21 protein-coding genes are annotated in these 21,137 nt (G+C 44.3%); 10 read left to right on the top strand and 11 right to left on the bottom strand.

Features of this window, described 5'->3' with window-relative positions; translation table 11 throughout:
* Positions 1 to 281 precede the first annotated feature (281 nt).
* Positions 282 to 863 (top strand): ferritin-like domain-containing protein, encoded by a 582-nt coding sequence (locus J3U64_RS04240; protein ID WP_100140297.1) that lies wholly within the window; start codon positions 282 to 284, stop codon positions 861 to 863.
* A 294-nt stretch (positions 864 to 1,157) separates the two neighbouring features.
* Complete coding sequence (locus J3U64_RS04245) at positions 1,158 to 2,228, top strand: zinc-dependent alcohol dehydrogenase family protein (RefSeq protein ID WP_267408423.1); 1,071 nt, start codon at positions 1,158 to 1,160, stop codon at positions 2,226 to 2,228.
* 226 nt (positions 2,229 to 2,454) lie between these two features.
* On the opposite strand, the gene purF is transcribed toward J3U64_RS04245, so the two are convergent.
* The 6 genes from purF to J3U64_RS04275 form a co-directional block, all read right to left on the bottom strand.
* On the bottom strand, positions 2,455 to 3,990 hold the full coding sequence (gene purF, locus J3U64_RS04250) for an amidophosphoribosyltransferase (protein WP_267408424.1): 1,536 nt from the start codon (positions 3,988 to 3,990) through the stop codon (positions 2,455 to 2,457).
* 83 nt (positions 3,991 to 4,073) lie between these two features.
* Complete coding sequence (locus J3U64_RS04255) at positions 4,074 to 4,571, bottom strand: CvpA family protein (protein ID WP_267408425.1); 498 nt, start codon at positions 4,569 to 4,571, stop codon at positions 4,074 to 4,076.
* Between the two features lie 15 nt (positions 4,572 to 4,586).
* Positions 4,587 to 5,780, bottom strand: a complete 1,194-nt coding sequence (locus J3U64_RS04260; RefSeq protein ID WP_267408426.1) for an SPOR domain-containing protein — start codon at positions 5,778 to 5,780, stop codon at positions 4,587 to 4,589.
* A gap of 42 nt (positions 5,781 to 5,822) precedes the next feature.
* Positions 5,823 to 7,127: a bifunctional tetrahydrofolate synthase/dihydrofolate synthase gene (folC, locus tag J3U64_RS04265; protein ID WP_267408427.1), complete on the bottom strand. Its 1,305-nt coding sequence runs from the start codon at positions 7,125 to 7,127 to the stop codon at positions 5,823 to 5,825.
* Between the two features lie 4 nt (positions 7,128 to 7,131).
* Complete coding sequence (locus tag J3U64_RS04270) at positions 7,132 to 7,614, bottom strand: protein YgfX (RefSeq protein WP_267408428.1); 483 nt, start codon at positions 7,612 to 7,614, stop codon at positions 7,132 to 7,134.
* Positions 7,615 to 7,626: 12 nt separating this feature from the next.
* A complete protein-coding gene (locus J3U64_RS04275; protein ID WP_267408429.1) occupies positions 7,627 to 7,980 on the bottom strand; it encodes a hypothetical protein in 354 nt (117 codons plus the stop codon).
* A gap of 123 nt (positions 7,981 to 8,103) precedes the next feature.
* Here J3U64_RS04275 and J3U64_RS04280 point away from each other — a divergent pair, with 123 nt between their 5' ends.
* Positions 8,104 to 9,510, top strand: coding sequence for an FAD-binding oxidoreductase (locus J3U64_RS04280; protein WP_267408430.1), 1,407 nt, complete (start codon positions 8,104 to 8,106; stop codon positions 9,508 to 9,510).
* A 33-nt stretch (positions 9,511 to 9,543) separates the two neighbouring features.
* Positions 9,544 to 9,978, top strand: coding sequence for a ribonuclease HI (gene rnhA / locus J3U64_RS04285; RefSeq protein ID WP_267390542.1), 435 nt, complete (start codon positions 9,544 to 9,546; stop codon positions 9,976 to 9,978).
* A 599-nt stretch (positions 9,979 to 10,577) separates the two neighbouring features.
* Here the strand turns inward: rnhA and groL are convergent.
* The 5 genes from groL to J3U64_RS04310 form a co-directional block, all read right to left on the bottom strand.
* The gene (gene groL / locus J3U64_RS04290; RefSeq protein WP_100140308.1) at positions 10,578 to 12,224 is read right to left on the bottom strand and encodes a chaperonin GroEL; all 1,647 of its coding nucleotides are present in this window, start codon (positions 12,222 to 12,224) and stop codon (positions 10,578 to 10,580) included.
* Between the two features lie 67 nt (positions 12,225 to 12,291).
* Positions 12,292 to 12,579, bottom strand: coding sequence for a co-chaperone GroES (groES, locus tag J3U64_RS04295; protein WP_267408431.1), 288 nt, complete (start codon positions 12,577 to 12,579; stop codon positions 12,292 to 12,294).
* Between the two features lie 493 nt (positions 12,580 to 13,072).
* On the bottom strand, positions 13,073 to 13,669 hold the full coding sequence (locus J3U64_RS04300; RefSeq protein ID WP_100140310.1) for a sigma-70 family RNA polymerase sigma factor: 597 nt from the start codon (positions 13,667 to 13,669) through the stop codon (positions 13,073 to 13,075).
* Positions 13,670 to 13,746: 77 nt separating this feature from the next.
* Positions 13,747 to 15,072 (bottom strand): tRNA lysidine(34) synthetase TilS, encoded by a 1,326-nt coding sequence (gene tilS, locus J3U64_RS04305; RefSeq protein ID WP_267408432.1) that lies wholly within the window; start codon positions 15,070 to 15,072, stop codon positions 13,747 to 13,749.
* Complete coding sequence (locus tag J3U64_RS04310) at positions 15,050 to 16,009, bottom strand: acetyl-CoA carboxylase carboxyltransferase subunit alpha (RefSeq protein ID WP_267408433.1); 960 nt, start codon at positions 16,007 to 16,009, stop codon at positions 15,050 to 15,052. The genes tilS and J3U64_RS04310 overlap by 23 nt, the downstream gene beginning before the upstream one ends.
* A gap of 405 nt (positions 16,010 to 16,414) precedes the next feature.
* Between J3U64_RS04310 and rpsP the strand changes: the two genes are divergently transcribed.
* The 6 genes from rpsP to J3U64_RS04340 all read left to right on the top strand — a co-directional run bounded on the left by rpsP (position 16,415) and on the right by J3U64_RS04340 (position 20,834).
* Positions 16,415 to 16,663, top strand: coding sequence for a 30S ribosomal protein S16 (gene rpsP / locus J3U64_RS04315; protein WP_100140313.1), 249 nt, complete (start codon positions 16,415 to 16,417; stop codon positions 16,661 to 16,663).
* Positions 16,664 to 16,679: 16 nt separating this feature from the next.
* Complete coding sequence (gene rimM, locus J3U64_RS04320) at positions 16,680 to 17,192, top strand: ribosome maturation factor RimM (RefSeq protein WP_267408434.1); 513 nt, start codon at positions 16,680 to 16,682, stop codon at positions 17,190 to 17,192.
* Positions 17,192 to 17,938 (top strand): tRNA (guanosine(37)-N1)-methyltransferase TrmD, encoded by a 747-nt coding sequence (gene trmD / locus J3U64_RS04325; RefSeq protein ID WP_267408435.1) that lies wholly within the window; start codon positions 17,192 to 17,194, stop codon positions 17,936 to 17,938. The genes rimM and trmD overlap by 1 nt, the downstream gene beginning before the upstream one ends.
* A 14-nt stretch (positions 17,939 to 17,952) precedes the next feature.
* On the top strand, positions 17,953 to 18,318 hold the full coding sequence (gene rplS / locus J3U64_RS04330) for a 50S ribosomal protein L19 (protein WP_025331156.1): 366 nt from the start codon (positions 17,953 to 17,955) through the stop codon (positions 18,316 to 18,318).
* Between the two features lie 364 nt (positions 18,319 to 18,682).
* Entirely contained in the window at positions 18,683 to 19,717 is a 1,035-nt protein-coding gene (gene purM / locus J3U64_RS04335) for a phosphoribosylformylglycinamidine cyclo-ligase (RefSeq protein WP_267408436.1), read from the top strand.
* A 118-nt stretch (positions 19,718 to 19,835) separates the two neighbouring features.
* Positions 19,836 to 20,834 carry an alpha/beta hydrolase family protein gene (locus tag J3U64_RS04340; protein ID WP_267408437.1) on the top strand — a complete coding sequence of 333 codons (999 nt, stop codon included), beginning with the start codon at positions 19,836 to 19,838 and terminating at the stop codon, positions 20,832 to 20,834.
* The last annotated feature ends 303 nt before the right edge of the window (positions 20,835 to 21,137 follow it).

The raw sequence follows: 21,137 nt of genomic DNA on the forward strand, positions 1-21,137 counted from the left end.
CTACATAGAAAAATGCATAACAATATGTTAATACAATAAATTCAATTTTTATTGGATATTGATTAAGAATATTATTATGCAGAATAATTTATACAATTTTCACTTTATTTATTATTTATTTAAAATAAATCCAATTAAATATACGTTATGCAATCAGATTCACCTAACTATTACGTATATTAAAAATAGTTGCATAGACAAGCACTTATGTAATCAGCTACCTTACAAAAGGAGCACTAAGTACCAGAAACAAATTAATTAATATCAGCAAGGAGATAAAAATGAATAAACGCAAACCACTCAAACGCGATGTGAAATTCAGTACCACTGAAGAATTACGAACCAATGCTCGTAAAAATTATCAGGATGGAGCCGTAACCTCCACCTATGAACTTGACGTAGATAGAGTAATTGAACTGCTAAATATAGCGCTGGCTTCCGAATGGGTGTGTGTACTGCGCTATTTACGCCATTACTATATGGCCAGCGGCCTGTTTATGGATGCAGTTAAAGAAGAATTCATGGAACACGCTGAACAAGAACAAAAACACGCTGCCATGCTGGCTGAACGCATTACCCAGCTGGGTGGAGAGCCAGATTTGAATCCAGATGTTTTCATTCAGCGCTCACCCACCGAATATGTTGAAGGCGAAACTTTGCGCGAAATGGTGGAATCAGACTTGATTGCAGAACGTATTGTAATCGACCTATACCGCCAAACCATCATGTATGTTGGCGACTATGACACCACCACCAAACGTCTGCTCGAACACATTCTGGCTGAAGAAGAAGACCATGCCGATGAATTGTCCGACATGATGGAAGGTCTGGATGGTAAACCACTTTCAGCCAAAATTATTTAAATGTTTACATAAAACATCCGTGCTCAGGCACGGATGTTTTGTGTCTATATGGCAACTACTTCACTTGTATGCTGCCCTATAAATATTCAAAGCAGAAACTATATATCTTTTCATAAAATATAGATCACCCAAGCCTCTATAGCCGTTATTTGAGGCAGATTAATAATATGCCATACATAAACTTTCAGATGGCTAATAAATTGTGGTATAGAAATCATAGGAATACAATTTGTTATTACATGATTCATCCATACTAAAGGATGATTTTTTCAATGGTTTTATGGAGGATGCAGCATGAAAGCAATGGTCTACTACGGTGCCGGCGATATCCGCTTTGAAGAACGAGATAAACCGAAAATTATCGACCCCACCGATGCCGTTATCCGCTTAACCAAAACCACTATTTGCGGTACGGATTTGGGTATCTGGAAAGGCAAAAATCCTGAAATCGAACAAAAAGCAACTCAAAAAGAAGGTGCATTTAACGGCCGGATTTTGGGACATGAGGGTATTGGCATTGTTGAAGAAACCGGTAGCGCCGTGAAGCATTTCAAAAGGGGGGATAAAGTAATTATTTCCTGTGTTAGCCGCTGTGGAATTTGTGAAAACTGTCAGAAACAATTATATGCACATTGTCAGAGCGGGGGCGGCTGGATTATGGGTTATATGATTGACGGTACACAGGCTGAATATGTACGCACCCCTTTTGCTGATAATTCACTATATCGATTACCGCCGGATTTGAACGAAGATGTCGCCGTACTACTTTCAGACGCTCTCCCCACTGCCCATGAAATCGGGGTACAGTACGGCAATGTCAAACCCGGCGATACAGTGGCCATTATTGGTGCCGGTCCAGTCGGTATGAGCTGTCTGTTAACGGCACAGCTATATTCGCCAAGCCAAATTATCATGATTGATATGGACGATAACCGTTTACACATGGCTAAAGAACTGGGTGCTACACAGACTATCAATTCTGCCCGTGAAGATGCCGTTGCACGTGTACTCGAATATACTGGTGGACGAGGTGTAGATTGTGCCATGGAAGCAGTAGGACTAGGAGCCACATGGGATATCTGCCAGCGCATCGTAAAAGAAGGCGGCCATCTAGCCAATGTTGGGGTTCACGGACAGTCCGTTAATTTTGAGCTGGAAAAATTATGGATTAAAAACCTTACCATCACCACTGGTCTGGTTAATGCCAATACCACCGGCATGCTGCTGAAAACCTGCTGTTCAGGCAAACTACCGATGCAAAAACTGGCTACACATCATTTCCAATTCAATGAACTGGAAAAAGCTTATGAAGTATTCAAGCATGCCGCAGATGAGAAAGCCATGAAAGTCATCATTAACTACTGATCGGCCAGCTAAACAACCACTCTAGTAAAATTTTATCGAAAAAGCAGCCATATGGCTGCTTTTCACTATCACATACATCACAGACAAATAACATAAATATTATTTTGCGTATCGTGTCACTTAATAGCAGCTATCACCACATTTTGCTGAGTGCTACCGGCAAATACTTAAACAAGTTTAAATATCAATATAAATACATACTGAGGAAAAGTACGCTAATGCTGAGCTATTCTTCGTCATCCTCATCTTCCTGTACACTAACACTGTGTTCAATCACACCAGGCACCACAAAAGAAGCGGCCAGAGTATTTTTACGCGTAGATAGCCGCTGCAGATAAGATTCATCCACATCTCCAGTAATATATCTGCCATCAAAACACGAGCTGTCAAAACCCTCAATGTGCGGATTCAATTTCAAAACCACTGCTTGCAAATCAGCCAGATCCTGAAATACCACGCCATCGGCGCCAATCTCAGCAGCCACCTGCTCAGCATTGCGCCGGTAAGAAATTAGCTCTTCTCTCGTCGGCATATCGATACCATAGACATTGGGATACAGCACCGCTGGTGCAGCAGAAGCAAAGTACACACGAGTAGCACCAGCTTCCCGCACCATATCTACAATTTCGCGGCTTGTGGTACCGCGTACAATCGAATCATCAACCAGCAAAACTCGTTTACCACTGAATTCATAATTCATCGGATTAAGTTTTTGCCGTACCGATTTTTTACGTACCGACTGTCCGGGCATAATAAATGTCCGCCCGATATAACGGTTTTTAAATAAGCCTTCGCGATAAGGTTTATTTAGATGTTGAGCCAGCTCCATCGCACTAGGGCGACTAGTGTCCGGTACCGGCATCACCACATCGATATCTTGCAAGTTCAGCGTACGTTTTACTTTTTCCGCTAGTGTGACACCCATATTTAATCGGGCCTGATATACCGATACTCCGTCAATCACCGAATCAGGACGGGCAAAATACACATATTCAAACAGGCACGGCATCAGATGAGGTGTCTGCGCACACTGCTGCGAAAACAGTTGCCCTTCATTACTGATAAAAATCGCCTCCCCGGGTGCCACATCCCGCAGCAGCTCAAAATCCAAACTAGGAAACACCACTGATTCCGAAGCCACCACATAATCAGTTTTTCCATCCTGCTCCCGCTGCCCTAAACACAACGGACGGATGCCGAACGGATCACGGAAAGCCAGCAAACCATAGCCTGCAATCAAAGCTACCACCCCATAGGCACCATGCACACGTTTGTGCAGTGCAGCCACTGCAGCAAATATGTCTGAAAGAGCCAAAGTAGTGCGATTACCCACCTGATTTTCCAGCTCCCGCGCCAACACATTCAACAATACTTCCGAATCCGAGCGCGTATTCACATGGCGCAGATCAGTAAAGCAGACATTCTTAAACAGCTCTTCTGTGTTGGTCAGATTACCATTGTGTGCCAGCACAATACCAAACGGTGAATTGACATAAAAAGGCTGCGCTTCGGCACTACAATTGGCATTACCGGCCGTCGGATAGCGTACATGAGCAATGCCAACATTACCTACCAATTCACGCATGTTGCGGGTACGGAACACATCACGCACCATACCTCGGCCTTTATGCATATGAAACATCGTACCTTCCGCTGTCACAATCCCAGCCGCATCCTGACCGCGATGCTGCAACATCTGCAAACCATCGTATAAAAGCTGATTCACCGGCTCATGCGCAACAATACCCAAAACACCACACATTATTCTCTCCATTTAAGACAAATAAATACGCGCGTTTTTGTAATTAAAAACGCGCGTTGTATTTAGTCAGATAATTCATACGTTTATACCGATGGCGAATTCAGCTTCTCAGCCACAAAAGACGGCAGGTACGGCACCGCAAGCATAGCCAATTGCTCAAACATACCTGCTGTAGCCGAATCACGCCATGCTGGCGTTTTGGGTAAATCAGTAAAAGCACACAGCAATACCACCAGTGTAACAATAATCACGCCTTTCACCGTCCCAAAACAGGCACCGAAAATCCGGTTGACACCACCAAGTCCAATTGATTGCAAAGCGGAAGTAATCAGCGCACGAAACAGCCGCTGCACTATCCACATCACCCCAAACACCAGTACAAAAGACAAAGCAACCGCCAGCGCACGGGGCTGCATCGTAGGAAAAGCCATATCCGCTACCGGCGCGGCCAACATCTTGGCACCGAAAAAGGCTACCAGCCAGCATAATAAAGCGGCTATCTCCCCCACCAGACCGCGCATCATCGCTACCAGTGTGGTCAGCAAAATCACGCCCAGAGCCAGAAAATCAAACAGCGTCATGCCCGTATCAATATCCTATAAACCGATTACCAAACCATCCAGCCCAACAGCATGTACTTTATCCAGATTCTGCATTGCCTGACTGCGGCTATTGTAAACACGGCTGCGTACCCGATACAGCGTACCCTTACTGGTCTGGCTAGTCGTAATACTCACTGGCACACCGGCCACTGCCAAACGCTGCTGAACCAGATTGGCCTGCGCTTCAGTGGTATAGGCACCAATCTGAATCACTGTACGCTCCACCGCATCCTTGCTGTTGTTCGTGGCGGCGACAGGCGCTTTATTATTACGGCTCTGCTCTGTCGTACTCTTTCTGCTCACAGCTGCAGCAGCTTTATTTTCCAATATCTGTTGCGGCGTCAGTCTGCCCGTAGTGTTGCTGTTTTTGCCACTTGCTGCATTATTATTTTGTTTAGGCGTAGCAGCCGGTTTGACCGGAGCAGAATTTTTCACAGGTGTTTTGGCCACTGTCGAGGTTTTCTTTTCGCTTTCAACAACTGTTTTTGTTGAAGACACAGTGGTATTACCTACAGTTTCTTGTTTTTTATTTTCCGCAGCAGCTGGCACTCTATTGGCTGGTTTCACAACAGTTTCCGTTGGAGTGCGAGGTTTGGTTACAGTTGTCACCCTCACTGGCGGATTTTTCTCGGCAACTTCTACAGGTCTAGTAGCTGCCGGTTTTGTCTTAGGCGTAGCGACAGCTTCTTCATGATGCAACCGTTTTTGTTCCACAGGCTGTGATTTATGTTCATTAGGGGTTTTGGCTGGTTGCACAACCGGCTTAACTGTAGCTTTCTCTGCCTCTACTTTCTGAGGCGCCGGACGTACGGGTTTCACTTGCGGTACAACTGGCACTACCGTTGCAGCCGTTTTAGAAACATGGTTTTCAGCTGGCGGTACAGATGCTGCCGATGAAACTGGTATGCTAGCAACCTCAGAGGCAGGCACCGTTACCGGCAAAGCAGGTGCACTGGCTGCTGGTTCCAGCACCACCGCAGAAGCAGATTGTGTATCCATAGCCGCACTAGCCGGTCTGGCTGCAGAAGCTGCTTTGATATCCAGCTGTGGAGCTGGTACTGGCTGAGGAGTACGACGGCTCAGCATAACAAGCAGCAGAATAGCAGCAATCACCACCATAATCAGTGCACCGACCAAACGGCGCCGATTTCGCCGTTTCAGCTGTTCGTAATTTTCCTGCGCATTCATGCGTTATCCACTCCTCTGTCGTGCTCGTTTCGATTTTAAAATTTACAACGATGGCAAATCCATTATTTCTGCTACGGTATGAAACGAACCAAATACCACAATTCTATCATTCTCACCCGCTTGTGATAAAGCTGCACGATAAGCCTCTGCTACTGAAGCATAAGTTGTTATCGCCGAAATATGCTGGCGAGCAAATTTCTCTTCCAGCGCTGCTGTTGTCAGACCTCGCGGTAAATGCAGCGGCGCAATATACCAGCTATCAAACTGGTCTTTCACAATTTCCAGTACCCCTTCAATATCCTTATCAGCGAGCATACTAAAAACAGCCAGACGTTTCTCTGCATACGGTAAAGTAATCAAGCTGTTGCGCAACGCCCGTGCCGCATGAGGATTATGCCCCACATCCAATATCGTCAGTGGCCGACCGGGTAATACCTGAAACCTGCCCGGATGATGTACTCGCAGCAAACCACGTTTAATCGCACCGATATCCAGCGGCAGATGATCTGACAAGCATTCCAATACTGTCAACGCACAGGCCGCATTACTCAGTTGAAAGTTCCCTCGCAAAGCCGGTATTGGCAAAGCATGGCGGGCATGTTCTCCAACAAACAATTGACTGTTTTGGGGATGAAAACGGTACGACCATTGCTGCATTTCCAACTTATGATAATCAAAATCCCGTCCAAGCAGCAGTAAATCTGCACCCACTGCCTCAGCATGTGCCGCTAAACTTTCCGGTACCGGCAGCTGAGCACAAATCACTGGCCGGCCACCACGCATAATACCGGCTTTTTCAAACGCCACTTTTTCTATCGTATTGCCAAGATAGGCTTCATGATCCAGATCGACACTGGTAATCACCGCCACATCCGCATCAAATACATTTACTGCATCCAGCCGGCCACCCAGTCCCACTTCCAGCACCATAATATCTACCTTCTGCTGGTCAAAGACTTCCACTGCAGCCAGTGTATTGAATTCAAAGTAAGTTAGTACAGTATTACCACGTTCAGCCTCTATACGTTCAAACGCCTGAACTATCAGCTCATCCGCAACCGGCTGCCCATTGATAGCGATTCGCTCATTAAAACGCAGCAAGTGTGGGCTGGTAAGTGTACCCACACGATAGCCAGCTTCGCGATAAATCTGCGTTAGATAGGCACAGACAGAACCTTTGCCATTTGTCCCACCTACAATAACCACTGGACAATGCGGCTGTAGTCCCATGCGTTCCCGCACCGTACCTACACGAGTCAGTCCCATATCAATCTGCCCGCCCGTCACACCCTGTTCCAGATGCTGTAGCCAGCGTTTTAATTCAGTTGCATGAAATTTTTCTGTCATTATTCTAATTATTCATCCTGAGCCGCAGCCAATGGATGACCTTATACAAAATTAATTGCGGCTCAGCAACCTGAGCCGTATGCGGCTGACACCAACGAGCCCATACCTGCAGCCGCCGCCATGACGGCGCATCTGTCATATCTGGCAAAAATAATTGATACACGCTCCCTTTGGTGGTCTGCCATCGCAAAGCCATCAGTCTGGCTCTGATAACACTGTCAGTAGACAAGACAGCAGGAACTGCCCCTTTTCTGAATGTCAGTATCAGACTGGCCTGCTCCTGACCATTGATTTCAATTCGTTTTATTCTGGTATGAAGCAAACCATAACCCGCCCACAAAACGGATAGTACCCAGACCAGCAAAAACAACGCCCGCTGCCAGCCTGTGCTATACAGCACAACAGCAGCCAGTGCCAGCCCATGCATAATCAGAGCCAAAAACTGAGCTCTCAAAGACGGGCGCACACGCACAACACAGGCTTGCATCAGTCAGCGCCCCTATTCGTCACCATATACGGGCGATATCTCCAACTGTGCATCTACCAGATCCAGAACCATATCATGTACTTCAACAGTGAAAAAATTCCAGAACTGGTCAATATCCAGCGCCGGCCACAATTTGCGGTCTACTTCCCAAGCAGAAAGCTCAGCCTCAAAAATTAACTTAAATCGTTCACCTAAATAACCGATTATTTGCTCAGGCGTTTCAAATTCCGGTACCAGCAGCGTCGTACAATTACTTTGCAATTGCGCCAACGTCAATTCCGGCAAATCTTCACTGGTCTGGTGCAGCCAATCCAGAAACGCCTCAGCTGGTTTCAGCACCACCGCACTGCGATCAACAAAATACATACCTTTTCCTCACTCATATTACCAATTCACAATATTGTAACATTGTCTAACAGCGTAGATTTCACCAAACAACCTCAGTATTTGCCGTACAATCTTCTTATTCTTCTCTTAAGGTGAACTGCCATGCCAACCACCAGCCATCTAGCGCATCTGTCTCAGCTACTCAGTGCCAGAGAAATCATTACCGATTCCAGCCTTATTGAGCCTTATTGTACAGACCAGCGCGGGCGTTATCATGGACAGGTATTTGCAGTATTACAACCGCATTCAGTATCCGCTGTACAGAGCATTCTGCGTTACTGCCAGCAGCAACAAATACCGATTACGCCTCAGGGAGGCAATACCGGATTGTGCGGAGCAGCCACCCCTCATAGCTGCACTGCCGGTAAAGGTATCATCCTTTCACTCAGCAAACTCAACCGCGTCCGCAAGCTGAGTCTGGCCGATAACACCATTACCGTAGAAGCCGGCATGATACTGGCAGATGTACAGGCCGCAGCCAAACAGGCCAACCGTTATTTTCCCCTCAGCCTCGCCAGCGAAGGCTCCTGCCAGATAGGTGGTAATATCGCCTGCAATGCTGGTGGACTAAATGTTGTGCGTTACGGCACCATGCGCGATCTGGTACTTGGATTAGAATACGTACTGCCCGACGGTCAACTGGTGAGTCACCTCAATCCACTGCATAAAAATACCAGCGGCTACGAAATGAGCCAGCAAATCATCGGCAGCGAAGGCACACTGGCCATCATTACCGCCGCCACTCTTAAACTCTTTGCACCACCGCAAAGCATACTCACCGCATGGGTCGGATTAGATAACATACAGGCAGCCACCAGCCTACTCTCTGCCCTTAAAAACCATTTCGCCGAACGCTTGTCCAGCTTTGAATTAATCAGTCAGGCTGCCCTGAATCTGTCAGCCAGATACAGCCAGCTGCAAGAACCAGTCAATGCTAAATGGCATATTCTGTTTGAGCTTACCGATAGCTTGCCCACTCAAGATCTGACCGAGCCATTAATCAACGTACTCGAACAAGGCAACTGGCTCAATGCCATCATTGCCGATTCAGAAACCAAACGTCAGCACCTGTGGACATTGCGCGAAAACATATCTGCAGCTCAGCGCAGTCTGGGCGCCAGTATCAAACACGATATCGTAGTACCAATAGAAAGAGTAGCCGATTTTATCGAAAGCTGCCAGCAGAGCCTCTTCACAGCCTTTCCACAAACCAAAACCATTCTCTTTGGACATCTGGGCGACGGCAGCCTGCATTACAACGTTTTCATTGCCGACATCCGCAGCAACGACGTATACCACTATGAAAAAGAAATTAACCAAGTGGTCTACGAACAAGTTTTACAACATCAAGGTAGCATCGCTGCCGAGCACGGCATCGGCCAACTGAAAAACCAATGGCTATCACAAGTACGAACATCAGCAGAAATCAACTGGATGTGGGCGCAGAAACACTATTTTGACCCAAAAAACATTCTCAATCCCGGCAAGGTTCTGCCACCCCAGCCATGATATAGTAAGCCTTTTGCCAGACAGCCTAGAAACATGAGCGAAGTAATCCTATATACCGATGGCGCCTGCAAAGGTAATCCCGGCTTAGGTGGCTGGGGTGCATACCTGCAATCCGGTAGCCATAGCAAAGAACTTTTTGGCGGCGAAGCCAACACCACCAACAACCGTATGGAACTAACCGCTGTCATACAAGGACTGGCAGCCCTAAAGCGTCCCTGCATTGTTCATATCTATACTGATTCCCAGTACGTTAAAAAAGGCATGCAGGAATGGATACACAACTGGAAAGCACGCGGCTGGAAAACCGCCTCAAAACAACCAGTAAAAAACGCCGAGTTATGGCAGCTACTGGATGTCGAAGTACACAAACATCAGGTGCACTGGCACTGGGTCAAAGGCCATGCTGGCCATCCAGGAAATGAAAAAGCCGATGAATTGGCTAATCGCGGCGTGGATCTGGTGAAATAATGACAATACAACTTCTTATACGCATATATAATTAATAGAATTATTCATAAGAACAATAAATTATCAATTAATTTAAACAATATTTATTCATCATGATAAAATTTCTAAAATTTAGATGATTCATCTCCAAATGATAAATTTCAAACAATATTGAGACAAAATCAAACCGCAAATTTTACGATATCCGTTTATATATCTTTAAATTTAAAGTATAGAAATCATCAACTAAAAGTAATTTTTATGAGGAAAAAGTAAGCAAGCGTTCGATATTATTTTTATTATCATAATTTCAAAAACAGTTTATTAATAAAACGAACTCATTTTCTATATATATATCCACATTTACCACACAATCAGCTCGATTAATACAAAGTTGTAAATATATACCCTACAACGCAACTACCTAAAGTAATGCGACGATGCTAAATTTTTTGTAGCATCTTTTTAAAATTGCCAGATATCGCCCATAGAAACCAATTGTTAAATAACTAAATTTTTGAACAAACAATTTATTAAAATTTGTCTTCTTATACAAAAGAAAAGCCGGATATTTTAATATCCGGCTTTTTCATTTACTAAGCTGAGTGCCTAAGGCTGCATTACATCATGCCACCCATGCCACCCATACCGCCCATGCCACCCATATCTGGAGCTGCAGGTTTGTCTTCCGGTAATTCGGTGATCATGCAATCAGTAGTCAGCATCAGGCCAGCAATGGAAGCAGCATGCTGCAAGGCAGTGCGGGTTACTTTAGCAGGATCCAACACACCCATTTCCAGCATATCGCCGTATTCACCGGTACCAGCGTTGTAACCATAGTTACCAGAACCATTCAATACATTGTTCACCACAACGCTTGGTTCATCACCAGCATTGGCCACAATCTGACGCAACGGCGCTTCAACTGCTTTCAGCACGATTTTCACACCAGCTTCCTGATCAGCATTGGCACCTTTCAGGTCTTTAATGGCTGCACGGGCGCGTAGTAGAGCTACACCACCACCGGCTACCACACCTTCTTCCACAGCAGCACGAGTAGCATGCAGAGCATCATCTACGCGGTCTTTTTTCTCTTTCATTTCTACTTCTGTGGCAGCGCCTACTTTAATTACAGCCACACCGCCGGCCAGTTTAGCCACACGTTCCTGTAATTTTTCTTTATCGTAGTCGCTGGTTGCAGTTTCAATCTGTTTGCGGATTTCAGCAACACGGGCTTCAACAGCAGCCTTGTCACCCAAACCATCAATCACAGTGGTGTTTTCTTTACCCACTTCTACACGTTTAGCCTGACCCAAATCTTCCAGAGTGGCTTTTTCCAAAGACAGACCCACTTCTTCAGCAATCACGGTACCACCGGTCAGGATAGCAATATCCTGCAACATGGCTTTGCGGCGGTCACCGAAGCCCGGCGCTTTAACAGCAACGGTTTTCAGAATACCACGGATGTTGTTCACCACCAGCGTAGCCAGAGCTTCACCTTCAACATCTTCAGCAATAATCAGCAATGGACGGCTGGTTTTAGCAACCTGCTCCAGTACTGGCAGCAAATCACGGATGTTAGAGATTTTTTTATCAAACAACAGAATGTATGGGCTATCCAGACCGGCAATCTGTTTTTCTACATCAGTTACGAAGTAAGGAGACAAGTAGCCACGGTCAAACTGCATACCTTTAACCACTTCAACTTCATTTTCAAGAGATTTACCGTCTTCAACAGTAATCACACCTTCTTTGCCTACTTCATTCATAGCTTTAGCAATGATTTCACCAATGGATTCATCAGCGTTAGCAGAAATAGATGCAACTTGAGAAATCTCTTTAGATTTTTCCGGTACAGGTTTGGAAATGGTTTTCAGCTCAGCAATTACTGCTTCAACCGCTTTATCAATGCCGCGTTTCAGATCCATCGGATTCATGCCGGCAGTCACGTATTTCATACCTTCAGTGACAATCGCCTGTGCTAACACAGTAGCAGTAGTGGTACCATCACCGGCCACATCGTTGGTTTTAGAAGCTACTTCCTTAACCAGCTGTGCACCCATGTTTTCGAATTTGTCTTTCAGTTCCACTTCTTTAGCAACAGACACACCATCTTTGGTGATATGCGGGCCGCCAAAAGCACGGTCCAGCAATACATTGCGGCCTTTAGGGCCAAGAGTTACTTTTACTGCTTCAGCCAGAACATTGACACCAGCAACCATTTTCTGACGAGCTTCGTCAGAGAATTTCACATCTTTTGCTGCCATTTGAAACTCCTAATCTTTAATAATCAATTACGCAAATACAAATAAAATAGAATTTCTGGATAAACAATTATTCAACAATACCGAAAATATCTTCTTCGCGCATTACCAGCAATTCTTCACCGTCAACTTTAACAGTTTGACCGCTGTATTTACCGAAAATCACTTTATCGCCAACTTTAACATCCACTTTCTGACGGTCGCCGTTTTTCAGCAGTTTGCCGTTACCAACTGCAATCACTTCACCCATATCAGGTTTTTCAGCAGCAGAACCTGGCAATACAATACCAGAAGCTGTTTTTTCTTCAGCTTCCAAACGTTTTACCACAACACGGTCATTCAAAGGACGAATAGTCATATTATCTTCTCCACATCTTTGGTGCGCAAAGCACCTCAAAGTTGGTTAATACAAACCCGCATATATAGCGGGACGTAAAATTCATTTCGATAAATAAAGTAAGGCTAGGCGGCCACAATTCAAGAGTAAGTGAAGTAATTATTTTCCTAATTCTTACAAATACTTAGTAAAATTGACAGAATATTCCTGCACTTACCAGAGTCAGACACCCTACAGCAGACAAAATATTACCAGCCGGAATATCATAAGATATTCAGAAAATATTTCTGGCGCCACAAGCTTAAAGTTGATATTGCAGACTTGACCCATACGCGCATGCAAGAATTAAAAAAGCATTCTCTATCAAACAGCAACCAGATTTTCTGATAATTAATCTGCATGCTGTTTCTATACATTATTAACTCAAGTATACCCAGCAGAATTATCCAGCCTATTGAGATGGGAACTGTAAACAAATTACTTCACACGTTGCGACAAATGTTCTGAGTCCTTATCAATCATGTTCAAATCTGCTTTCAACTTCAGCAGATAATAGTTCCCGCGCTCTTGCAATTCGTGAGCGTACAGTACCAATCGGACAGCCCATTATCTGAGCAATTTCTTCATATGACAAATCATTGATTTCGAAAAGAATAATTGGTTGACGCAAATTAGGTGGCAACTGATCAATTGCTTCGCCCAGCACATCAATCAACTCGCGGTTTAATAATTGTTTTTCAGGTGTCTGATAGTCGGACAAATGTTCCAGAACATCAACTTCTTCGCCATTCTCATCCACTATTTCAGTAATCATTTGCGGTTCGCGTCCATATACAGCAATCATAGACTTAGCCGTATTCATCCCAATACAGCATAACCAAGTATAAAACTGACTACTAGCCCGAAACTGAGGTAACGCTTTGTAGGCTTTAAGAAAGGTTTCCTGTACCACATCCAACGTAATCTGATCGTCATGAGTAAAACGACGCAAAAAATGCTTTAATCGACGCTGATATTTGCTCACCAGCAAACTGAAAATCTGCGCATCACCCTGCTGAGCCTTACGCACCAACACCTGTTCTTCCACCTGTGGGGTACGGTTTTCATGCATATAGTTATCCTCTAATTTTATTGTTATTGCATCAATCGACAGCTGAGTCTGCGTAGCTGAATTATTAATTTTCCAACTTATAGCCTAATAGGTAAATCTTGTATCAAAGGCATCCAGCCATCAGCAACACCTACATTAGCGGCAACAGCCACATTAATCACAGCAATACAATGATTATCGGCATCACACAATACTGGCCAGACAGCACGCATAAAAGGAGGAATTTTCCGTTCCTGTAATAATTTTTTAACCTTTTTTCTACCTCCTTTTAAAACAATTGTATCCTGAACATCGACCTGACGAACTATCCATTCGTCAGCAATTTCCACCAAACCAAAATTATGACATCTCCATTCTAAATAACCAACCTTCATCAGTTGCATGCTGCTTACCGGCAGCAAATCAAACCAAGGCCATTGAGCTGATGCATGCTTTTTATCTATCCACAGCCTGAAATCATAATAGATTACACAAGCGTATGGTAAAGACCATTGTGCACCATTTTTGCTTTCCATCAACTGTCTTGCAAATTCTGTCAGTGAAGCTGAAGTAGACATGCCCAGACCATTTTTCTGAGCAAAAAGACGCAACTGCTGCCGGCGCCGTGCTGCGCTGAGTGTTTGCCACAACGAAATATCAAAACCCTGTTGCTGTGCATGCAACAGTGCCCAATCAGCTTCAGCCACCTCATCCAGCAACGCCAGCTCATCCTGCAAACGACTAACAGCAGCTTCAACTTGATTATCCATATATGGCAAATGGGCACGCCAGTATGGCAAACCATCCAGACGTAGCCAGTTGCGCAGATAGATGCAGTTGCGGTTACTGTCGTCTTCTATATGCTCAAGCTGCATCGCTTCAGCATAATTCTTCAGCTGCTCGCGCGAAAAAGGCAACAGTGGCCGCCATAGAATAGTGTGCTCTGTTAATGCCCGCACGTCCGGCATCGCAGCCAGAGAACGCAGACCGCCGCCACGTAGTGCGCCTAGAAAAAAAGTTTCAATCTGGTCATCACGATGATGTGCCAGCACCACCACTTCCGCTCCACTTTCTGCATAGGCCTGATAACGCGCCTTACGAGCCGCAGCTTCCACACCCTCACCGCTGGCACTGACCGTTACCTTAACCAGCTTTAGTGGAACAGACCAAGTTGCGCAGACCTTCTGACAAAAAGCAGCCCACTCATCAGCATGGCTACTTAAGCCATGATGCACATGAATAGCAGACAATTGCAACGGCAGTACATTACGCAACTGAGTCAGCGCATGCAGCAATACCACAGAATCCAGACCACCACTAAGGCCAACAGTCAAAATACAACGGTCAGCCACAGAGGCTGACCATTGTTGTGCAATATTGTCACATAAACGGACACATAAATTATTTAGCGTTGAACTGACCATAATGCATCAGGCGGTCAAAGCGACGGGTAAGTAAACTCGACAACTGCTTGCCTTTGGCCTCTTCTAACTGGCTAGTCAGTACCGCTTTCACCCGTTGCATAATTTCCGGATAATTGCGATGCGCTCCACCCAAAGGCTCTTCAATCACCTTATCAATCAATTTCAGCTCTAGCAGGCGTTTGGCAGTAATGCCAAGTGCCTGTGCTGCTTCCGGTGCTTTTTCCGCAGTTTTCCACAGAATTGAAGCACAGCCCTCCGGTGAGATCACAGAATAGGTAGAAAATTGAAGCATATTTACATAATCGCCTACAGCTATAGCCAGCGCACCACCAGAGCCACCCTCGCCAATAATCGTACAAATTACCGGCACCTTTAGTCGTGCCAGCTCATATAGATTGCGTCCGATTGCTTCAGATTGGCCACGTTCTTCTGCACCAATACCCGGATAAGCACCAGGGGTATCGATAAATGTCAGCAAGGGGATCTGGAATTTTTCCGCCAGCTTCATTAACCGCAATGCCTTACGATAACCTTCCGGTTTAGGCATGCCGAAATTACGGCGAATTTTTTCCTTAGTATCACGGCCTTTCTGATGGCCGATTACCATAACACTTTCTCCATTGAAGCGCGCCAGACCGCCCACTATTGCAGCATCATCAGCAAAAGCACGGTCACCATGCAGCTCTTCAAAGTCAGTACACAGTGCCTCAATATAATCTAAAGTATAAGGACGCTGCGCATGGCGTGATACCTGCGAAATCTGTACCGGCGACAGCTTGGCAAAAAGATTCTTGGTTAAATCATCGCTTTTCTTTTTTAGGCGCGCGATTTCTTCGGAAATATCCACAGCCGATTCATCCTGCACAAAGCGAAGCTCATCAATTTTCTGTACCAATTCGGCTATAGGTTGTTCAAAATCCAAAAAAATCTGTTTCATTGTTAAGATATCCGCAAAAACACGTGGCAGCTATGATACGCGAAGAAATGAAGCAATGCAGCCCTAAAAATTAAAAAGCTGTAAACACAGCCACAAAAATCAAACATAAATATATGATTTTATAAATTATTATCAAAAATACAAAACCATATATCAAGCTTTACCATCGGCCACAAACATCGCATTTAGAAAAAATTTAACCATAAACAGCAATAGTTTAATCAAATAATACCAATCAGAATGCCAAAAAAATAAATCTCTTGCAATACACAAACCCACAACGGTATATCTACAACAAATATACATTAACAGCTTGCCAAGACTGGGTTTTACCTACTAAAATTAGCGATTTTCTGTTGTCTTGGCAGAATAAAATTACTTCGATTTTTCACTAAGGAATAAACTATGGTAGTTATCCGTTTGGCCCGCGGTGGTTCTAAACACCGTCCTTTCTATAACATCGTCGTAGCTGACTCTCACAACCGTCGTGATGGCCGCTTCATCGAGCGCGTTGGTTTTTACAACCCTGTTGCCAATGAAAAACAGGAACGTGTACGTCTAAGCACAGACCGTCTGAACCACTGGATTGGTCAAGGCGCGCAGCTGAGCGAAGCTGTAGCCAAACTGGTTAAAGAACAGAAGGCTGCGGCCTAATTAAGCAGTAAAGCAAATGAACAGTACACAGCCACAATGGGTGGCAATGGGCTATATTAAAGGTGTATTTGGCGTAAAGGGCTGGGTAAAAGTCCATTCCGATACCGAATATACCGACAGCCTGCTTGACTATCCGCAATGGCAGCTGAGCAAAGATGGCCAAACCAAAACTGTAAGCATTGCCGAAAGCAAAATCAGCGGTGATGAATTACAAGTACGGTTTGACGGTATCAACGATCGTGACAGCGCAGCCTTACTGCGCGGTTTCACCATTGAAATAGACCGTGCCAGCTTTGCAGAAACCGAAGAAGATGAGTATTACTGGACAGACCTAATAGGCCTAACCGTATTTAACCGTACACAGGAAAACCTTGGTACTGTCAGTTCATTAATGCAAACCGGTGCACATGACGTACTGGTAGTAGACGGCGATTTTGGCCGTAAACTGATTCCTTTTGTCGCACAATACATTGATGAAGTAAATCTGCCACAACAGCAGATTAGTGTAGATTGGGGCAGCGACTACTGATGCACATTCAGGCCATTACCCTGTTTCCGGAAATGTTTACTGCTATTACAGGCAGCGGCGTTACCGGACGTGCATTGCAGCAGGGAATCTGGCAGTTTGCTGCAATCAATCCGCGGCAGTTTGCTGACAATCCGCTGGGCTATATTGATGACCGCCCTTACGGTGGTGGCCCGGGCATGATTATGATGGCACCGCCTTTACAGGCCGCCATTGATATGGCTCGAAAGACCAGCCCTGAAGGACGGCTGATTTATATGAGTCCACAGGGTAAACCTCTGACTCACACACAAGCAGCCAGTCTGGCCGATGAATCGGCACTGATTGTACTGTGTGGCCGATACGAAGGCATTGATGAACGTATTCTCACCAGCAACAAAGTGACCGAAATCAGCATTGGCGACTTTGTGGTATCCGGCGGAGAATTACCAGCCATGATGTTAATGGACGCTGTTATCCGGCTGCTACCAGGTACATTAGGTGATGCACGCTCAGCAGCAGAAGATTCATTTGCCACTGGTTTACTTGATTGCCCGCACTACACGCGTCCGGTAGAATTTCGTCAACAGACCGTTCCCGACGTATTACGCAGTGGCAATCATGCATTAATCGCCAAATGGCGATTAACACAGGCGCTTAGGCGCACTTGGACACGTCGACCAGATTTACTGGCCGGCCGTGTATTAACCCCAGAGGAATCCAGACTCTTGCAAAATATCAGACAAGAGGAACGGGACATCCCATTATAATTAGGAAGCTTAATATGAACTTGATTCAACAATTAGAGCAGGAAGAAATCGCTCGTTTGAATAAAGAAATCCCGGCCTTCGCGCCAGGTGATACCGTGGTTGTTTCTGTACGCGTTACCGAAGGTAGCCGTACCCGTCTGCAAGCCTATGAAGGCATTGTGATTGCTCGTCGCAACCGTGGCCTGAACAGCAACTTCATCGTACGTAAAATCTCCAGCGGTGAAGGTGTGGAACGTACATTCCAGTTATACTCTCCAGCCGTTGAAAAAATCGAAGTTAAACGCCGTGGTGATGTACGCCGTGCCAAACTGTATTACCTGCGTGGCTTAACCGGTAAAGCTGCCCGCATTCGTGAAAAACTGCCGGCTCGCAAAGCCTAAGCAGTATACACAACACATTAGCTGCCTGAAGCAGACTAATACTAAGGCCGAATCTATTGATTCGGCCTTTTTCTTAGCTCATTCAGTACCTCTTCATATTTATCATACCGACCGTGGCAAATACATAAAAATCATATACATCTGCCATCAAAAAACATACTCAGATTTAGCCTATTATTGCCATCCGCCCTACGTCAAAATAACACTCAGTAAAAATTAAAAATATCAAACCTTATTGCAGACTCAGTCTATTATTCAGTCGGCTAATTTAAACAGCGGCAAAAGTTGAAAAATGTTAAAATTACACGATTTTTGTCTGTTTCATCTTAATCAGCTTTGTACTTTGCCCTAAGGAAGCGCACTAATGAGCCAGTCCCTGAGTTATCGCGATGCCGGTGTTGATATTGATGCTGGCGATTCGCTGGTCGAAAAAATTAAACCTTTTGCCAAACGCACCATGCGTCCTGAAGTATTGGGTGATTTGGGCGGCTTTGGCGCATTGGTGGAAATCAGCAAGAAATACCGTCAGCCAGTACTGGTTTCTGGAACTGATGGCGTCGGTACTAAGCTAAAACTGGCTTTTGAATGGGATCAGCACGACACTGTTGGCATCGATCTGGTTGCAATGAGCGTGAACGATATTTTGGTACAGGGTGCAGAACCTCTGTTTTTTCTGGATTATTTCGCCTGCGGCAAACTGGATGTAGAACGAGCAGCCGCAGTAATTAAAGGTATTGCTTCTGGTTGTGAACAATCTGGCTGTGCCTTGATTGGTGGAGAAACTGCCGAAATGCCGGGTATGTATCCCGATGGTGAGTATGATCTAGCAGGATTTGCTGTAGGAGTGGTGGAAAAAGAACAGGTTATCAATGGACGCAGTATTGCTGCTGGTGATATTGTGCTGGGGCTGGCCTCCAATGGCATCCATTCTAATGGTTACTCGCTGGTACGCAAAATCATTGAACGCGCTCGTCCAGAGCTGGACGCTCCGTTTGCAGACGGCCAAAACCTGAGGCAAGCGATCATTGCACCAACCCGCTTATACGTCAAACCTATTCTTGCAGCGTTGAAACAGTTTACCATCAAAGGTATGGCACACATCACCGGCGGTGGCATCAGTGAAAATGTACCGCGCATACTGCCAGATAATACCGTTGCCGCCATCGATACCCAGTCATGGCCACTGCCCAAACTATTTCAATGGTTGCAACAGGCCGGACAAGTGGACAGCCAGGAAATGTACCGTACATTCAACTGCGGCATCGGCATGGTATTGGTAGTGAATGCTGCTGATGCTGCTGAGGTGCAACAATTTCTACAGCAGCAAGGCGAAACGGTTTACAAGATAGGTGTGATACGTAGTCGTCAGAATGATGAACATCAGACACAGATAAGCTAAAAGTTTATATCAGACACATCCTTAAAAAATTAAATTATTTTTAATTGAGCTAAAGCTATTTACTGCATAAATGTAGTTGATGGCTTTTATTTTAAGTCTATTAAACAGATTCACTATTATGTTTAGAGTAATAGCATTAATCATATTATTGTTACTATCATCTCTGAGCAATGCCAATAATCTAGGATTTAAAACTTTAACTTTATCAGATATCGATAAAAGAAGAGAAATAAACATCTTTGTAATCTATTCTACTAATTCTGATTCAAAGCCAATTTTATTTGCTGATAGTTCGGTATTTTCAGGTTTTTATGCAATAGAAAATGCCAAACCTATAAACAATACATATCCTTTATTAGTGATATCCCATGGATATGGTGGTAATTGGCGCAACTTAAGCTGGATAGCTTCAAATCTTGCCAAACTAGGATATATTGTTGCTTTAATTGATCATCCAGACATGTCTAAATATAGTAAAACCCCGAAACAAGCTGCACAATTATGGCAAAGACCAATCGATTTACAACGTACTATTACTTTTTTGCAAGAAAATCCTGATTTTGCCGGAAAAGTAGACAACAATAATATCTCATTACTGGGGCACTCTTTAGGTGGTTGGACAGTGATGGTCGCTGGCGGTGCTAATTTTAACGTTGCACAGTTTCTTGAGGACTGTCGTATAACTAAGGCTCAGCACGAATGTGAACTAAGTGAAGCGTTAGGGATAAGATCAGATAAGCAATCAGCGTTCAACTATCTGTATGACCCAAGAGTGAAAAAGATTATTGCACTAGATACGGGATTTGCTCGGGGGCTGACTAAATCAAGTCTGAAGAATTTAACCATCCCTACATTAATTATCGGTGCTAAAATCAATATTGGTGACCTACCCGTTGAAATGGAATCAGGTTATCTGGCTGAAAATTTGCCTGTAACCAGATATATTCTGCTTAAAGATGCCATGCATTTCAGTTTCATACAAGAATGTAAAAAAGATGCCTTCAGTATTTTGCCTGAAAAGAATAAAATTATTTGCAAAGATGGATATGGCGTTAGCAGAAAAAATATTCACACCATTATTCTAAAATATATAAAAGAATTTTTAGATGTTAACTAAAATGGTTTCTTATTTAATAACATATTTTCATTAATCTGATTCATAAATTTGCTAATTGGTTTAATCTTTTTTGTACATTTCTCTATACTCTAAATAAGTAAAGCCAGATATATCCAATATTGAGCATGAAATACTTTCTATATTATCTGACATTGATTTTATCGTTTTATCCGATACCCAAACCACATCATACTAAGCAAAATTAATATTAAAGAGTTTAGATAAATGTTTTATATTATTCTTCAAGTTTGAATATCTCAAATTTCTCAAACTGAACCCACTCAATTCTATTTGGCAAATTAA

It is taken from the genome of Snodgrassella sp. B3800, assembly GCF_026535865.1.
GTDB classification, from domain to species: domain Bacteria; phylum Pseudomonadota; class Gammaproteobacteria; order Burkholderiales; family Neisseriaceae; genus Snodgrassella; species Snodgrassella alvi_E.

Bases quoted from the DNA above. Each gene is read 5' to 3' on its own strand.
- J3U64_RS04310 (WP_267408433.1), bottom strand. From the start codon at position 16,009: ATGAAACAGATTTTTTTGGATTTTGAACAACCTATAGCCGAATTGGTA.
- rpsP (WP_100140313.1), top strand. From the start codon at position 16,415: ATGGTAGTTATCCGTTTGGCCCGCGGTGGTTCTAAACACCGTCCTTTC.
- groL (WP_100140308.1), bottom strand. From the start codon at position 12,224: ATGGCAGCAAAAGATGTGAAATTCTCTGACGAAGCTCGTCAGAAAATG.
- rplS (WP_025331156.1), top strand. From the start codon at position 17,953: ATGAACTTGATTCAACAATTAGAGCAGGAAGAAATCGCTCGTTTGAAT.
- folC (WP_267408427.1), bottom strand. From the start codon at position 7,127: ATGACAGAAAAATTTCATGCAACTGAATTAAAACGCTGGCTACAGCAT.
- J3U64_RS04300 (WP_100140310.1), bottom strand. From the start codon at position 13,669: ATGCATGAAAACCGTACCCCACAGGTGGAAGAACAGGTGTTGGTGCGT.
- J3U64_RS04260 (WP_267408426.1), bottom strand. From the start codon at position 5,780: ATGAATGCGCAGGAAAATTACGAACAGCTGAAACGGCGAAATCGGCGC.
- purM (WP_267408436.1), top strand. From the start codon at position 18,683: ATGAGCCAGTCCCTGAGTTATCGCGATGCCGGTGTTGATATTGATGCT.
- groES (WP_267408431.1), bottom strand. From the start codon at position 12,579: ATGACTATTCGTCCTTTGAATGACCGTGTTGTGGTAAAACGTTTGGAA.
- J3U64_RS04245 (WP_267408423.1), top strand. From the start codon at position 1,158: ATGAAAGCAATGGTCTACTACGGTGCCGGCGATATCCGCTTTGAAGAA.
- J3U64_RS04270 (WP_267408428.1), bottom strand. From the start codon at position 7,614: ATGCAAGCCTGTGTTGTGCGTGTGCGCCCGTCTTTGAGAGCTCAGTTT.
- J3U64_RS04275 (WP_267408429.1), bottom strand. From the start codon at position 7,980: ATGTATTTTGTTGATCGCAGTGCGGTGGTGCTGAAACCAGCTGAGGCG.
- J3U64_RS04340 (WP_267408437.1), top strand. From the start codon at position 19,836: ATGTTTAGAGTAATAGCATTAATCATATTATTGTTACTATCATCTCTG.
- purF (WP_267408424.1), bottom strand. From the start codon at position 3,990: ATGTGTGGTGTTTTGGGTATTGTTGCGCATGAGCCGGTGAATCAGCTT.
- rimM (WP_267408434.1), top strand. From the start codon at position 16,680: ATGAACAGTACACAGCCACAATGGGTGGCAATGGGCTATATTAAAGGT.
- trmD (WP_267408435.1), top strand. From the start codon at position 17,192: ATGCACATTCAGGCCATTACCCTGTTTCCGGAAATGTTTACTGCTATT.
- tilS (WP_267408432.1), bottom strand. From the start codon at position 15,072: ATGGTCAGTTCAACGCTAAATAATTTATGTGTCCGTTTATGTGACAAT.
- J3U64_RS04240 (WP_100140297.1), top strand. From the start codon at position 282: ATGAATAAACGCAAACCACTCAAACGCGATGTGAAATTCAGTACCACT.
- J3U64_RS04280 (WP_267408430.1), top strand. From the start codon at position 8,104: ATGCCAACCACCAGCCATCTAGCGCATCTGTCTCAGCTACTCAGTGCC.
- J3U64_RS04255 (WP_267408425.1), bottom strand. From the start codon at position 4,571: ATGACGCTGTTTGATTTTCTGGCTCTGGGCGTGATTTTGCTGACCACA.
- rnhA (WP_267390542.1), top strand. From the start codon at position 9,544: ATGAGCGAAGTAATCCTATATACCGATGGCGCCTGCAAAGGTAATCCC.